The following is a 15,070-nucleotide window of genomic DNA, read 5'->3' as shown; positions in this document are numbered from 1 at the left end:
TCAGGCCCCTTTACGGTGAATAGCGAAGCGGTTGGCGTAACCGTCCGGATCGGTACCGTTCCAGACGGTACCGTCCATCAGGGTGCTGCTGCGATACGGTGATGACGGGGTGGATATGCCTCCCACCGCCGTGGCGGCATCCTGCCAGACCGAGGTCTGGTTAATGCGCTGCGCGATGGCGGCATAATCCGGCGCCGATTTGAGCAAGCCCCAGCGGCGGAACTGGGTTAAAAACCACATCCCGTCGGAGAGATACGGATAGCTGACGGCACCCTCGTTGAAGAAACGGATCGGATGCGCATCCTGCCAGCGCTGGCCAAGCCCGTTGTCGTACTCTCCCAGCATCCGTCCGGTGAGATACTGCTCTTTGGTGTTCAGCCACGCCCGGCGAGAGAGGATTTGGGCGGTCTCACGTTTGTTGTCTGGTGATGCATCGATCCAGCGTGCGGCTTCCAGTACCGCACTCACCAGCGCCCGCGCGGTGTTCGGGTTTTTCTCCACCCAGTCGCGACGTGTGCCAAGAATTTTTTCCGGATGATCGGCCCAGATCGACTGGGACGTTGCGGCGGTAAACCCGATGCGGTCGTTAATGGCGCGCGCATTCCACGGCTCACCAACGCAAAAGCCGACCATGTTGCCAATCCGCATGTTCATCACCATTTGCGGCGGCGGCACAACCACGGTCCGGACGTCATCGAACGGATTAATGCCCGCGCTGGCCAGCCAGTAGTACAGCCACATCGCATGCGTACCGGTCGGGAAAGTGTGTGCGAAGGTGTAAGTGCCCGGTGCCTGCTGCCCAATCAGCGTTTTCAGCCCGTCGAGATCGCGAACACCCTTCTCGGCCAGATCGCTGGAGAGCGTGATGGCCTGACCGTTCTGGTTCAGGGTCATCAGGTTTGCCATCTGCTGTGGCTTACCGGCAAGCCCCAGCTCCAGCCCGTACAGCAGGCCGTAAAGAATGTGGGCGGCGTCCAGTTCGCCGGCCACCAGCTTATCGCGCACGGCTGCCCAGCTTGCCTCTTTGGTTGGCACGATGGTGATGCCATATTTTTTATCAAACCCCTTCAGCGCCGCGATAACCACCGGCGCGCAGTCGGTTAACGGTATAAACCCGATGCGCACCGTCTCCTCCTCCGGTTTATCCGAGCCTGCCGCCCACGCGGCCTGCATGACGCCCGGTAACAACATGGCGCCGCTCGCCAGCATGCTGGCCTGTAAAAACCGCCGTCTCGACAAATCCGCCATGACCACTCCTGAAAAAAAGACAAAAAAAAGCGCCCACCCGTGCCGAAGCACCGCTGGACGCCTTTATCCCGAAGACAGATGCACCGCCGTTGGCGCACCGTCAAAAATGGTTAATCAGATAATGCAAAGGGAATGCCAGGTTTTACTGCCCTGTTTTCCGGGCGTTTACCGGGAATTCCCCACGACTGCGCACCTCAATCAGGCACTAAATGCCCACTGATTGTGCAGCTACTCCTTAGGGGTTACCTGCCACAAGCTCTTCACGGTGAGCAACGCGCGGGCGATATCTACCATGCGCTGATTTTTGTCCATCGCCATTTTACGCAGCGCCGTCCATGCCTGTTCCTCACTCATCTTTTGATGGGTCATCAGTACGCTTTTCGCTTTATCGATGGTTTTGCGTTCTTCGAGCGTATCGCGCAGTGACGCGAGCTGACGGGAAAGCTGTTCTATCTCGCGCGCCTGCTGGCGAACCAGGGTTAACAAGGGCTTATCCGGGTAAGAGGCCAGCGGATCGTCCTGCTCCTCAGCCGGGAGCGTGTACTCCTCCTGTCGATGGATACGCTCGTCCACCGCGATCATCAGATCGGCGATAACCATCTCCTCCAGGGTGCGCAGATGCTCAAGGCGTGCCGTTTGCAGAGCAAACCAGGCCAGCGCGGTATGGCCATTGTCAGCGGCTGGCTGGCGGGTACAGGCCACGCGCCTCAGTTGCTCCGTCTCACGTTCAGGCTGGCAATTCTGGGAAAAGGTGGTTTGCACATCCGCCGTGCTGTGGGTCATGAAAATCTCGAAGCAGGCCTGCTGTCCGTCAATCCGGTCCACCAGCCGCTGACGGATGCCATCGTCAAAATAGCCCTGCGTGAAGCCAATGGCGCCCAGCGCCCGCTCTTGTCCCGCCAGCTCTTTACCCTGCATCAGGCTATAAAGCGCGACAAAACGGCCTGCGATTTGCGGATCGTCAATGCTGTCATTAAGCTGCGGTACGATACTGAGCAGATGACGCAGGATGCGACAATAGTGATCCATCGCCTGCGGGGCCGTGATGGTTTGCTGAATAACGCCGTCACGAAGGGCTGACAGGTTATCCAGACTGAGCAGCGCGGCGGCTATACGTTCGCACACGCCGCTGCCCTGGAACGGGGAGTGATTATCCAGAACGTCATAAAGCGCAGTGAGGTTTTCATTTACCAGCGCCCGGCTCGCTTTGCATTCGGCAGCGTACAGCTTACCCTGTGAGCAGAGCCAGACGTTAGAGGCTCCACGCTCGCACTGCAGCATATGCACCAGCAAGCTGATGGCATTAACCAGCACGCCAAGCTGTGCCAGCCTGCTCAGTTGCTCCCGGCGCATCGACCTTGCACGCTGGAGCCATTCGGTCGCACCTGGCGAAATGCCAGCCATTAATGTCATGCTTACTCTCCCGGACAGCGAAACCCTGGATAGCTAAGCAATATTCGTGCCTTTAAAAGAACAGGAGTCAACATGCAGAAGATTGTTATCGTCGCCAACGGTGCGGCTTACGGCAGCGAATCCCTTTTTAACAGCCTGCGTCTGGCGATCGCGCTACGTGATAAAGAGAGTGAACTGGAGTTACGGCTCTTTTTAATGTCGGATGCGGTCACCGCCGGGCTGAAGGGACAAAAACCGGCAGAAGGTTACAACATCCAGCAGATGCTGGAGATCCTGACCGCGCAAAACGTTCCGGTCAAACTGTGCAAGACCTGCACCGATGGGCGCGGTATCACCGGATTGCCGCTGATTGAAGGTGTGGAAATCGGCACGCTCGTTGAACTGGCCGAGTGGACTCTGCGCGCCGATAAAGTATTAACTTTTTAATAATAAACCCGTAAAAATATTATTTTCTTATGGACGCGGTTTCAGCATCAAGTTTACCTGCAGGGTTGCCGATAGGCATGGAAACAACACAGCAGGTATTTCACTTATGTTCAGATCCATTCGTGCACGCATCATTGCCGCGACGACAGGTTGTCTGGTCGTCGCCCTTCTTCTTAATACTGTCATCAATTTTCAGGTCACACGTCAGGATAACCAGCAGTCGCAGCGTGACATCCTGACCAGCACCAGCGCCAGCCATAACATGGCGATTGCGGACTGGGTGAAGAGCAAAATGACGGTTATCGCCTCCGCACAAACCGTTGCGCTCAGTGACGATCCGGTTCCGGTCTTTAAACAGCTTGCCCAGGCGGGTGGGTTCACTAACGTATACGTTGGCTATGCCAGCAAAACGGCGAAATTCTCTGAACCAGCGGGCGTACCGGCGGATTATGACCCCACGATCCGTCCCTGGTATCAGCAGGTCGTAAGCCAGGATAGCCCGGTCGTGACCGCGCCATATGTTGACGCCGGTAGCGGAAAACTGGTGGTGACGTTTGCCGTGCCGGTGAAAGAAAACGGTACCCTGAAAGCCGTGGTGGCTGGCGATGTGGCGATGGACAGCGTTGTTGCTAATGTGCGCGGGATCCACCCAACCCCGGCAAGCAGCGGGCTGCTGCTGAATAGCGATGGCACCGTCATTGCCGCCAGCGACCCTGCCCTGACGCTTAAACCGTTCGCCGAAACCCTCAAAGGCATCGACTTTGCGGCGCTGAAAAGCGGAAACCCGGTAAACGGGACCTTCAATGGCGCCGAAAAAACCTTCGTGGCAACCGCCGTGCCGGGTACGAACTGGATGCTGGTTGTTGCCCTGGACACAGGCGATGCCACCTCCGGAATGCGCTCGCTGCTGAAAGCCTCGGCCATCTCGCTGGTGATCCTGGCCTTACTCAGCGGCGCCATTGTTCACTTCCTGATTGCGCGTCTGCTGAAGCGCCTGTCTGACATTCGCGATGCGATGCATAACATTGCGAACGGCACTAACGATCTGTCGCAACGCCTGCCGGACAGCGGCGATGACGAAGTGGCGCAGATAGCGCAGGCGTTTAACGCCTTCAGCGACAAGCTCTCGGTGGTGATGGTACAACTGCGTGATGCCAGCGCATCGGTGAAAAACGCCGCGCGGGAAATTGCGGCAGGTAACCAGGACCTCTCAGGGCGTACCGAGCAGGCCGCCTCCAGCCTTCGCGAAACGGCCAGCGCCGTGGAAGAGATCACCGCGTCGGTAACCCAGTCGAACGAGTCTGCGGCTGAAGCCAATGACCAGGCGAGTAAGGCCTCTGCGGCGGCGGCTCGCGGTGGCGAGGTGGTATCGCAGGCCATCAGCACCATGCAGTCCATTGAAGTGGCTTCCGCGAAGATTGGCGACATCACCAGCGTGATTGACGGGATTGCCTTCCAGACCAATATCCTGGCGCTGAACGCCTCGGTGGAAGCCGCACGCGCCGGTGAGCAAGGCCGTGGGTTTGCCGTGGTGGCCGGCGAGGTACGTAATCTGGCCAGCCGCAGCGCGCAGGCGGCGAAAGAGATTAAAACGCTTATCGATTCCACCACCAACAGCGTGGCCACCGGCTCCCGCTACGTTCATCTGGCCGGGGAAAGCATGAACGAAATCCGCTCCAGCATCGGTAGCGTGTCGGGCATCATGCGTGAAATCTCCATCGCCACCAGCGAGCAGATGAAAGGTATCCAGGAGATTAACCATGCGGTGACCCATCTGGACAGAATGGTTCAGCAGAACGCCGAACTGGTGGTGCAATCTGCGGCTGCAGCCGGCGCGCTGCAGAGCCAGGCGGGCGACCTTGCTGAAACTGCCGGGCATTTCCGCATTTAATTTTAGGGTGGCGCGCGTTCACCGGGCAAAACGCGCGCCAGAGTAAATTTTCAGGAATTTTGTCATTTTTGTTTAATCGTTACGCCATTTTTTGATCAAAGTCAGCATCCTCACCCTTCCCCTTTGGTGTTATGCCATGAGTGAATTGTGAACAATATCACGCTCGGATATGGCAGCAGGGAGAGCGTTGTTTAAGACTACGGGGTAAAAAATGGCACTGGTAAAAACAAGTTTGAAATTGTTTGGCGGGGATACGGTCGTTGTACGGTGTTCTGAGCGATGCCGCATTCATTTGATGAGTTCGAAAGCACAACAACACTCGCAGGCGGATATCCTGACCGTGCAGGATGACAAGGCATGGCTTACCGTGCCGTACACCGGCACGTGGGATGTCCTGATTGACAGCCATAGCCAGTCACTGGAGCATTCCGTAAGCTACGTTGCTGCATAAGTCACAAACGCCCGGTCTGCTCACGCAGCCGGGCGCATTCTCAGGCAAAACCGGGACGCAGCGTATTATTCAGCGGGTTCCCTTCCAGCAGCGCTTTCACCTTCACCACCAGCTCATTCAGACAATCGTCCTTCATGCCGAGGCGCGTCAGCTCCTGGTCGAGCGAAAAGAGATACTGCGCGTTGGTGCCCAGCGGTCCACTGGCGGCAGCGATCAACGGGGCAATGACCTGCGTGCGGGTATCCGCTTCATACAGCGGATGGCGCGGATCCATAATAAACACCAGCGCGTTAACGGTACGTCCGTCATCGAGTTCCAGCTTGCACCAGCTCGGCATATAGCAGCCGGTGATCATCTCGCGCTTCCACAGCAGCGTCAGTTCGTCTTCCAGCGTTGCATCCGGCAGACGGTAGGCCACCCCCGTGGTGCGTCCGCCTTCTTTTAGTGCAAGCATGCGTCCAGGCTGACACGCGCTACCTCGACCGGCCGTCAGGCGCAAACAAAATGCGCGATGCCAGCCAGGAAGTGTGCCTGTTGCCGATTCGACAAATTCGAGAGCCGGGTTCCACATCAGCGAACCGTAGCCAAAAATCCATACCGGGCCATCATCCGGGCGGCACGCCAGCGTGGCAGCGAGCGACGCCGCACGTTGTTCAGCTGACCAGAGAAGCGATTCCTCAATAGCACCAAATGCCGTCTTACAATCTGCCTTCATTAAGAAATCACGCGTTAACACTTTCCACCTCCGCCACTGCATGCTTCCTTGCGACATCTGTAATCCGCCTTCCCGGCATTGTGTGCTGGTCATTTTGCCAGCAGTTGAGTAACGATAAGCAATTCACGGGCCAGTTGCAATACAACGGAAGTTCAACCGCCTGAAAAGTCAAAACGAAGGCAGCGAATGATTTCACGGCTATTTCTTTTTATGCCATTTATCGTCGTCTCCTTTCTCATATTCATGTTTTACTGCGGCCCAGGCGACTTTGTGCGCGGTCTCTTCACGGCTGGCATCATCACGTCGATCTTCTTTATCTTTGTACTGATCCCAGGCGCTGTTAAAGGCCTCTTTGTAGATATCCTGCGCGTGCGCGGGCAATACGTGTTGCACGCTGTCTGGTAATTCGCGTTTCGTTTTATATGGCATCGCTAACCCCTCTTTTGGTTAAAAAGATAAGTGTGGACGACGATACGGCATGGTGCCAGTCAATTAAGAATTATGCGTAAATGATAATTTTAATATTATGTTATTAAAGGATTAATTACAGAACACACCACATTATCAACACCACGAAGCCAAAACATTACAAACAGTAAAATTGAGTAAAAAATCAAGGGTATTTAACAGAGATCTGTTAATTTAATGACTGAAAATTCTATCTATAATTACAAGCACCTGCATTGATGGAGAAGCACATGACAGCAGCACACGAGGCGGTAAAGACCCGCCACAAGGAGACATCACTCATTTTCCCGGTCCTGGCACTGGCTGTGCTGCTCTTCTGGGGAAGCAGTCAGTCACTGCCAGTGGTAGTTGGTATCAATATTCTTGCTCTGGTGGGTATCTTAACCAGCGCCTTTAGCGTTGTTCGCCATGCGGACGTATTAGCCCACCGCCTGGGTGAGCCTTACGGCTCGTTAATTCTTAGCCTTTCGGTGGTTATCCTCGAAGTCAGCCTGATTTCCGCGCTGATGGCGACCGGTGACGCCGCACCGACCCTGATGCGTGACACCCTCTACTCCATCATTATGATTGTGACAGGTGGTCTGGTGGGCTTTTCACTGTTACTGGGCGGCCGCAAATTTGCGACCCAGTACATGAATCTGTTCGGCATAAAACAGTATCTGATTGCCCTTTTCCCGCTGGCGATTATTGTGCTGGTCTTCCCGATGGCATTGCCGGGAGCCAACTTCTCAACCGGTCAGGCGCTGCTGGTTGCGCTGATTTCCGCAGCGATGTACGGCGTGTTCCTGCTGATTCAGACCAAAACGCACCAGAGCCTGTTCGTCTATGAACATGAAGATGACGGCGACGACCCGCATCACGGTAAGCCATCGGCTCACAGCAGCGCGTGGCATACGGTTTGGCTGATCGTACATCTGATTGCGGTTATCGCCGTGACCAAAATGAACGCCAACCCGCTGGAGACGCTGTTAACCGAGCTGAATGCCCCGGTCGCGTTTACTGGTTTCCTGGTGGCGCTGCTTATCCTGTCGCCTGAGGGGCTGGGGGCACTGAGAGCGGTGCTGAACAATCAGGTGCAACGCGCAATGAATCTGTTCTTTGGCTCGGTCCTGGCGACTATCTCACTCACCGTGCCGGTGGTGACGCTGATTGCCTTTATGACCGGTAACGAGCTGCAGTTTGCGCTGGGTGCGCCAGAGATGATTGTGATGGTGGCTTCACTGCTGCTGTGTCAGATATCCTTCTCAACAGGGCGCACCAACGTGCTGAACGGCGCGGCGCACATGGCGCTGTTTGTGGCCTATCTGATGACGATATTTGCCTAAGCGTTGTTCGGTGAGGCTCTGAGGCCACACCCGACACCTCTTCCATCGGGAGAGGAATAACCAAAAAAAACCCGCCGAAGCGGGTTTTTTTATTAGTGGCTGGTATCCAGCTCGTCGAAACTCTTCACCAGATCGTCAATCGCTTTGATCTGTTTCAGGAACGGCTCCAGTTTAGCCAGCGGCAATGCGGATGGGCCATCGCACTTCGCGTTGTCCGGGTCCGGGTGCGCTTCAATGAACAAACCGGCCAGGCCAGTCGCCATACCGGCGCGCGCCAGCTCGGTGACCTGCGCACGGCGGCCGCCAGAAGCTGCACCAAACGGGTCGCGGCACTGCAGCGCATGCGTCACATCGAAGATAACCGGAGACTGATTGGACACGTTCTTCATCACGCTGAAGCCGAGCATATCAACGACCAGGTTGTCGTAACCGAAGTTTGCGCCACGGTCACACAGGATCACTTTGTCGTTGCCGCCTTCGATAAATTTATCGACGATGTTACCCATCTGGCCAGGGCTCACGAACTGAGGTTTCTTCACGTTGATGACTGCGCCAGTTTTCGCCATCGCTTCCACGAGGTCCGTCTGACGCGCCAGGAACGCCGGCAGCTGGATAACGTCGACAACGTCCGCAACAGGCTGCGCCTGAGAAGCTTCGTGCACGTCGGTGATCACTTTCACGCCAAAGGTCTGTTTCAGTTCCTGGAAAATTTTCATCCCCTCTTCCAGGCCCGGGCCACGGTAAGAGTGAATGGAGGAACGGTTGGCTTTGTCAAAAGAGGCCTTAAACACGTACGGGATACCCAGTTTTTGGGTCACGGTCACGTAGTGCTCGCAGATACGCATCGCGAGATCACGGGATTCCAGCACGTTCATACCGCCAAACAGCACGAACGGCAGGTCGTTTGCCACGTTGATATCACCAATGCTAACCACTTTTTGTTTCATAGGATCGCCTTATTCAGGTGTGAATCGGAATTAAGATTAATGCAGTGTAATTTGTTTGTGCGAGATCGCGTTGATCTGCGCACGAATCATTTCGCTGATCGGGTCTTCCGGGCATTGCTCAACGAAATAATTCAGATCGTTCAGCGCCACATGCTCGCAATCAAGCTGGGCATAAATCAGCCCGCGATCGCGGATTTCGTACGGATCTTCCGGATTAAACTGCAGCAGCACTTCACTGGCACGTAATGCCAGCTCCATCTGACGCTCTTCCATCAGCGCAGATTTCAGCGTATCCAGCAGTTTACGGATCACCTCGGCGTTATCCGCTTCATCGAGATCTTCATTAAAGAGTTCGGCAACCGGGCTGATATTGCCTTTTAACCAGACGTCCAGCGTATGCTCATCCAGCGTATCGCCGTTAAACGGATTGATGAGCCACATCTCACCGTCCAGCCACTCCGCTCGCAGGATCATCTGCGTCGGGAAAATGACCGGCACCAGTGGAATATCCAGACGATGCGCGACCCACAGCAAAATGGAACCCAGCGCAACCGCGCTGCCCTGACGATTTTTTAAGACCTGATCCAGCCATAGTGCGTCAGACAGACGATACACGCCACGCGTGTCGCAGAAACCCCATTCGCCGTAGAAAAGCTCAAGCAGCTTCTCTAATTGCCAGTCCTGCGGGCGCGCCTGATTGATCTCTTCACGCGCCAGGCTGACCAGATTCTCCAGCTCTTCGTAGACGTACTGCGACGTAAAATCGTCGCGGATCATCTCCGAAATCAGGATCATGCCATCGCAAAGCGGCACTTTATTAAATTCGAAATCGGCTAAGGACCTCATGACTTACCCCAGTAACGGTATTCTTGTGGTGGCGAGTTTAATGATGATGTACAGCACCACCAGCCCCAGCAGAAAGGCGATAAAACCGGTCTGCTGGCTGCGCGGACGACGACGCCCAAGCGCGATAAAACCCAAAACGATGTAGATGATAACGCCAAACAGCTTTTCAGTCAGCCATGCGCCTTTATCAGTAAATGGCAGATAGCCGGTCTTCCACATTAATCCGGCCCCTGAGAGAAACAGCACCGTGTCAATACAGTGCGGCGCAATACGCACCCAGCGGGCGTCAATCAGCGGATTATTGCTGTAACGCCACCCGTAACGGACGATGAAAAAGCTGATGGTCAGGGCAACGGCTATCAGGTGGGCCGTGATCAGCACGGTAAAGAGACTCATGCCCATTGTCCCAGCGTCAGACGGTCGTTGCCGCCATAGTCGCGACAGGTTTCCACCGCACGATAACCTGCAGCGATGAACACGTCACGCACCGCGTCCCCTTGCGTCCAGCCGTGCTCGACCAGCAGCCAGCCGCCGGGGAGCAAATGCTGTCGTGACGTTGTCACAATATGCACAATATCCGCCAGCCCTTCGTTGGCAGCGACCAGCGCCGTCAGCGGTTCGAAACGCACGTCCCCCTGCGTCAGGTGCGGGTCATGCTCGTCGATATAGGGAGGGTTGCTGACAATCATCCCGAACGTGCGGTTATCCAGCGCGCTAAACCAGCTGCTTTGCAGAATGGTGACGTTCGGGAAGCCCAGACGCGCCACGTTACGCTGCGCCAGCGCTACCGCATCGGGCATCACGTCAACCGCCGTCACCTCGCAGTCCGGACGCTCGCTTGCCAGCGCCAGGGCAATTGCGCCAGTGCCGGTTCCAAGATCAAGAATTCGGCAGGCTTGTGCGGGTAAACGCGACAGCGCCTGCTCCACCAGACACTCGGTGTCCGGACGTGGGATCAGGGTCGCTGGGGAGACGTACAACGGCAGTGACCAGAACTCACGCTCCCCGACCAGATGCGCCACCGGCTCACCGGTTTTGCGTCGGGCAAGCAGCGTAGCGAGCTGCGCTTCCTGCTCAGCGCTCAGCTGAGTCTCGCCGAAAGCCAGCAGGTAAGTGCGGGCTTTCCCCGTCACAAACTCAAGCAAAATTTCGGCGTCACGTTTAGGGCTTTCGCTCGCGGAAAGCTCACTGGCGGCCTGCCGTAACCAATGCTGAAACTCCATTATTCCTGCTCGGACAGTGCTGCCAGCTGGTCGGCCTGGTATTCCTGCACGATAGGCTCAATCAGCATATCCAGCTTTCCTTCCATCACTTCGTCCAGACGGTACAGGGTCAGGTTGATGCGGTGGTCGGTAACACGGCCCTGCGGGAAGTTATAGGTACGGTTACGGTCGCTGCGATCGCCGCTGCCCAGCAGGTTACGACGCGTGGAGGCTTCCGCCTGCTGACGTTTTGCCATTTCAGCCGCGTGGATACGCGCGCCCAGCACGGATAAGGCTTTGGCTTTGTTCTTGTGCTGTGAACGTTCGTCCTGGCACTCCACCACGATGCCGGTTGGCAGGTGGGTAATACGAATAGCGGAATCGGTGGTGTTAACGTGCTGACCCCCTGCCCCGGAGGAGCGGAAGGTATCGATACGCAGGTCCGCCGGGTTGATGTCCGGCAATTCTGCTTCAGGCAGCTCTGGCATCACCGCAACCGTACAGGCAGAAGTGTGAATTCGCCCCTGAGATTCGGTGGCAGGTACGCGCTGCACTCGATGACCGCCGGATTCAAACTTCAGACGACCGTACACGCCGTCACCGCTGATTTTAGCGATAACCTCTTTGTAGCCGCCATGTTCACCGTCGTTGGCGCTCATGATCTCAACGCGCCAGCGACGCGCTTCGGCGTAGCGGCTGTACATACGGAACAGATCGCCGGCAAACAGTGCCGCTTCGTCACCGCCGGTCCCGGCGCGGACTTCGACAAAGGCATTACGCTCATCGTCCGGATCTTTTGGCAGCAGAAGCACCTGCAACTGTTGCTCCATCTCTTCAGCACGCGCTTTTGCATCCAGCAACTCTTCCTGCGCCATCTCGCGCATTTCAGGGTCGTCGAGCATCATCTGCGCGGTTTCAATATCTTCCTGGACCTGTCGCCAGTCGGTAAAGCATTTTGATACATCACTCAACTGCGCGTATTCACGCGAGAGCGCGCGAAAACGTTCCTGGTCAGCAATGGTCCCGGCATCGCCGAGCAGCGCCTGTACTTCTTCATGGCGCTCGTGCAGAGCTTCCAGTTTAGCGACGATAGAAGGCTTCATAGGCGTAAATGCACCTTGTAATAGAAAATGGGTATAGGGCGCTATTCCAGCCCGAGGCTGTTGCGCAGAATAGTCAGGCGTTCATCATCCCCGTCACGGGCGGCCTGCTGAAGAGATTTGGTTGGTGCATGGATCAGGCGGTTGGTCAGTTTCCAGGCCAGATCCTGCATAATGGCTTCTGCGTCGCCGCCCTGCTGAAGGGCGGCCAGCGCTTTGGCGGTCAGGTCATCACGCACCTGCTCCGCCTGACCGCGGTACTCACGGATAGTCTCGCTGACGCTTTGCGCGCGCAGCCAGGCCATAAACTCACTCGTTTCCTGCTCTACAATGGTTTCCGCCTGAACCGCCGCCGCTTTACGCTGGGCAAGGTTATGCGAAATGATGCTTTGCAGGTCGTCCACGCTGTAAAGGTAGGCGTTCGCCAGTTTACCGACTTCCGGTTCGACATCGCGCGGGACGGCAATATCCACCAGCAGCATCGGTTGATTACGGCGGGATTTCAGCGCTCGCTCGACCATCCCTTTACCGATAATCGGCAGCGGGCTGGCGGTAGAGCTGATGATAATATCTGCCTCTTTCAGGCGCTCATCAATGTCGCTCAGCGCAACCACCTCGGCACCCACTTCGTCCGCCAGTACCTGTGCACGTTCGCGGGTACGGTTAGCGATAATCATCTTTTTAACTTTGTGTTCGCGCAGATGGCGCGCCACAAGTTCGATGGTTTCGCCCGCCCCGACCAGCATCACAGTGACGGTCGACAGGGATTCAAAGATTTGACGGGCCAGGGTACAGGCCGCGAAAGCAACAGAAACCGCACTGGCACCAATGTCGGTTTCGGTTCGCACACGCTTCGCCACGGAGAATGACTTCTGGAACATACGCTCCAGTTCACTGGCTTTCAGATGCCCTTTTTGCGAATCGGCAAACGCCTTTTTCACCTGACCGAGAATTTGCGGCTCGCCGAGCACCAGCGAGTCCAGGCCGCTGGCCACACGCATCAGATGGCTGACTGCATCGTTATCCTGATGCCAGTAGAGGCTATTACGCAGCTCTTCTTCGTTGAGGTTGTGGTAATCACATAACCAGCGGATCAGCACTTCATGCAGGTTGTCCTGCTCTTCAACGCTTAGGTAGAGTTCAGTACGGTTGCACGTCGAGAGCACCACGCCACCCTGCACCATCGGCTGTGCAAGCAGGCTGTCCAGCGCCAGGTCAAGCGTATCCGGCGAAAACGTTACGCGTTCTCGCAGCGAAACCGGGGCTGTTTTGTGGTTAATACCGAGTGCTAATAGGGTCATGTTGAGCGGGAGTAGTACCAGCGTTAATAAGGTTAGCAGAACGCATCATACAGGATGCGCGAGATCAATAAAAGAGACTGCCCCCTTTCGGAGTAATAGCTTATACAATGCTTTGAGATAATTTGAACGTAGACGGTGGCACCCTTCGACGCTAGCATTAACAGTTATAACTGCAACGTATCTCAAGGATTTGTCCTCATTATGACCCGACTGATTCGCCTGCTGCCCCTGGCGGCACTGGTTCTGACCGCATGTACCGTCACCCAACCTAAAGGCCCAGGCAAAAGCCCTGATTCACCGCAGTGGCGTCAGCACCAGCAGGACGTCCGCAATTTGAGCCAGTACCAGACCCGTGGTGCCTTCGCTTATCTCTCTGATGAACAAAAAGTGTATGCGCGTTTCTTCTGGCAGCAAACCGGGCAGGACAACTATCGCCTGCTGCTGTTAAACCCACTGGGCAGCACCGAACTGGAGCTTATCGCCAAACCGGGTGAAGCGCAGATCACCGACAACAAAGGCCAGCACTATACCGCCACCGACGCCGAAGAGATGATCGGCAAGCTGACCGGAATGCCTATTCCGCTGAACAGCCTGCGCCAGTGGATCCTGGGCCTGCCGGGTGACGCGACCGACTACCAGCTTGACGACCAGTACCGTCTGAGCCAGGTGAACTACACCCAGAACGGCAAAACCTGGAAAGTGGTGTACAGCGCCTATGACAGCAACACCAGGCCTTCCCTGCCATCCAACATGGAACTGACCCAGGGTAGCCAGCGCATCAAGCTGAAAATGGACAACTGGATCGTTAAATGATGACCCACTGGCCTTCTCCGGCAAAACTGAACCTGTTTTTATACATCACCGGACAGCGTGCTGACGGATATCATACCCTGCAGACGCTGTTTCAGTTCCTTGATTACGGCGACACGATCGCGATTGGCCCGCGTCAGGACGGCGAGGTTTGCCTGCTGACGCCGGTTGATGGCGTGGCGCATGAAGATAACCTGATCGTGCGCGCTGCACGTCTGCTGATGAAAACGGCGTCGGACACCGGTCGTCTGCCGGCAGGAAGCGGCGCGGATATCCGTATTGAGAAGCGTCTGCCGATGGGCGGTGGACTGGGCGGTGGCTCATCAAATGCCGCCACCGTGTTGGTTGCCCTGAATCACCTCTGGGGCTGCGGATTATCTCAGGATGAGCTGGCAGCGTTAGGCTTAACGCTGGGGGCGGACGTCCCGGTTTTCGTGCGCGGTCATGCGGCGTTTGCTGAAGGGGTTGGCGAAATACTTTCCCCGGTCGAGCCGCCGGAAAAATGGTACCTGGTGGCCCACCCGGGCGTCAGCATTCCGACCCCGGTCATCTTCAACGATCTTGACCTGCCACGGAATACCCCGGTGCGGTCAATAGAAACGTTATTAAATTGTGAATTCAGCAACGATTGCGAGGTTATCGCAAGAAAACGTTTTCGCGAGGTTGATGCGGTGCTTTCCTGGCTGTTAGAATACGCGCCGTCGCGCCTGACTGGCACAGGGGCCTGTGTCTTTGCTGAATTTGACACCGAATCCGCCGCTCGTCAGGTGCTTGAGCAAGCGCCGGTTTGGCTGCATGGTTTTGTAGCACGTGGGATGAACACCTCCCCCCTACAGCAAGCCATTCTGGCGCAGACTGAGTTTCGGTGACAACGTCACCCTGTTCCAGACGTTGCATCGCGCTCTTTAATACACCGCCTGGATAGCA

16 protein-coding genes are annotated in these 15,070 nt (G+C 56.1%); 6 read left to right on the top strand and 10 right to left on the bottom strand.

The genetic code is table 11. The annotated features are described in order from the left end of the window. Together AM410_RS17700 and nasR are read right to left on the bottom strand one after the other, a co-directional pair. On the bottom strand, window positions 1-1,248 hold the full coding sequence (locus AM410_RS17700; RefSeq protein ID WP_083599687.1) for a CmpA/NrtA family ABC transporter substrate-binding protein: 1,248 nt from the start codon (window positions 1,246-1,248) through the stop codon (window positions 1-3). A gap of 228 nt (window positions 1,249-1,476) precedes the next feature. Beyond that, on the bottom strand, window positions 1,477-2,661 hold the full coding sequence (gene nasR / locus AM410_RS17690) for a nitrate regulatory protein NasR (protein ID WP_108648186.1): 1,185 nt from the start codon (window positions 2,659-2,661) through the stop codon (window positions 1,477-1,479). A 72-nt stretch (window positions 2,662-2,733) separates the two neighbouring features. On the opposite strand from nasR, the gene AM410_RS17685 reads away from it, so the two are divergent. The 3 genes from AM410_RS17685 (at window position 2,734) to AM410_RS17675 (ending at window position 5,429) form a co-directional block, all read left to right on the top strand. Beyond that, window positions 2,734-3,087 carry a DsrE/DsrF/TusD sulfur relay family protein gene (locus AM410_RS17685; RefSeq protein ID WP_020882353.1) on the top strand — a complete coding sequence of 118 codons (354 nt, stop codon included), beginning with the start codon at window positions 2,734-2,736 and terminating at the stop codon, window positions 3,085-3,087. Between the two features lie 106 nt (window positions 3,088-3,193). Further along, on the top strand, window positions 3,194-4,978 hold the full coding sequence (locus tag AM410_RS17680) for a methyl-accepting chemotaxis protein (protein WP_014170487.1): 1,785 nt from the start codon (window positions 3,194-3,196) through the stop codon (window positions 4,976-4,978). A gap of 211 nt (window positions 4,979-5,189) precedes the next feature. Next, complete coding sequence (locus AM410_RS17675; protein ID WP_014170489.1) at window positions 5,190-5,429, top strand: DUF1883 domain-containing protein; 240 nt, start codon at window positions 5,190-5,192, stop codon at window positions 5,427-5,429. Between the two features lie 40 nt (window positions 5,430-5,469). Here the strand turns inward: AM410_RS17675 and AM410_RS17670 are convergent, their stop codons facing one another. Beyond that, entirely contained in the window at window positions 5,470-6,165 is a 696-nt protein-coding gene (locus AM410_RS17670) for a gamma-glutamylcyclotransferase (RefSeq protein ID WP_020882351.1), read from the bottom strand. 177 nt (window positions 6,166-6,342) lie between these two features. After that, window positions 6,343-6,573 carry a putative cation transport regulator ChaB gene (gene chaB, locus AM410_RS17665; RefSeq protein ID WP_032680829.1) on the bottom strand — a complete coding sequence of 77 codons (231 nt, stop codon included), beginning with the start codon at window positions 6,571-6,573 and terminating at the stop codon, window positions 6,343-6,345. Window positions 6,574-6,842: 269 nt separating this feature from the next. On the opposite strand from chaB, the gene chaA reads away from it, so the two are divergent. Next, window positions 6,843-7,937, top strand: coding sequence for a sodium-potassium/proton antiporter ChaA (gene chaA, locus AM410_RS17660; protein WP_020882349.1), 1,095 nt, complete (start codon window positions 6,843-6,845; stop codon window positions 7,935-7,937). Window positions 7,938-8,029: 92 nt separating this feature from the next. Here chaA and kdsA read toward each other — a convergent pair whose 3' ends face one another. From kdsA to hemA, 6 genes are read right to left on the bottom strand one after another with little or no spacing between them, the layout of a single operon-like run. Next, a complete protein-coding gene (gene kdsA / locus AM410_RS17655) occupies window positions 8,030-8,884 on the bottom strand; it encodes a 3-deoxy-8-phosphooctulonate synthase (RefSeq protein WP_014170494.1) in 855 nt (284 codons plus the stop codon). A gap of 36 nt (window positions 8,885-8,920) precedes the next feature. Beyond that, window positions 8,921-9,730, bottom strand: coding sequence for an invasion regulator SirB1 (gene sirB1 / locus AM410_RS17650; protein ID WP_014170496.1), 810 nt, complete (start codon window positions 9,728-9,730; stop codon window positions 8,921-8,923). 3 nt (window positions 9,731-9,733) lie between these two features. Then, the gene (sirB2, locus tag AM410_RS17645; RefSeq protein ID WP_020882348.1) at window positions 9,734-10,126 is read right to left on the bottom strand and encodes an invasion regulator SirB2; all 393 of its coding nucleotides are present in this window, start codon (window positions 10,124-10,126) and stop codon (window positions 9,734-9,736) included. Beyond that, a complete protein-coding gene (prmC, locus tag AM410_RS17640) occupies window positions 10,123-10,953 on the bottom strand; it encodes a peptide chain release factor N(5)-glutamine methyltransferase (protein WP_073397390.1) in 831 nt (276 codons plus the stop codon). The genes sirB2 and prmC overlap by 4 nt, the downstream gene beginning before the upstream one ends. Next, window positions 10,953-12,035, bottom strand: a complete 1,083-nt coding sequence (prfA, locus tag AM410_RS17635) for a peptide chain release factor 1 (protein WP_020882346.1) — start codon at window positions 12,033-12,035, stop codon at window positions 10,953-10,955. The genes prmC and prfA overlap by 1 nt, the downstream gene beginning before the upstream one ends. A gap of 41 nt (window positions 12,036-12,076) precedes the next feature. Then, window positions 12,077-13,333, bottom strand: a complete 1,257-nt coding sequence (hemA, locus tag AM410_RS17630; RefSeq protein WP_073397392.1) for a glutamyl-tRNA reductase — start codon at window positions 13,331-13,333, stop codon at window positions 12,077-12,079. Between the two features lie 201 nt (window positions 13,334-13,534). Here hemA and lolB point away from each other — a divergent pair, with 201 nt between their 5' ends. After that, window positions 13,535-14,146 (top strand): lipoprotein insertase outer membrane protein LolB, encoded by a 612-nt coding sequence (gene lolB, locus AM410_RS17625; RefSeq protein WP_025203912.1) that lies wholly within the window; start codon window positions 13,535-13,537, stop codon window positions 14,144-14,146. Then, window positions 14,143-15,012: a 4-(cytidine 5'-diphospho)-2-C-methyl-D-erythritol kinase gene (ispE, locus tag AM410_RS17620; protein WP_073397394.1), complete on the top strand. Its 870-nt coding sequence runs from the start codon at window positions 14,143-14,145 to the stop codon at window positions 15,010-15,012. The genes lolB and ispE overlap by 4 nt, the downstream gene beginning before the upstream one ends. Window positions 15,013-15,070: the final 58 nt, after the last annotated feature.

The organism is Enterobacter cloacae complex sp. FDA-CDC-AR_0164 (genome assembly GCF_003071645.1).
In the GTDB taxonomy this organism is placed as follows: Bacteria; Pseudomonadota; Gammaproteobacteria; order Enterobacterales; family Enterobacteriaceae; genus Enterobacter; species Enterobacter ludwigii.
The sequence above is the reverse complement of the archived record's forward strand: the minus strand, read 5'-3'. Positions and strand labels throughout refer to the sequence as shown.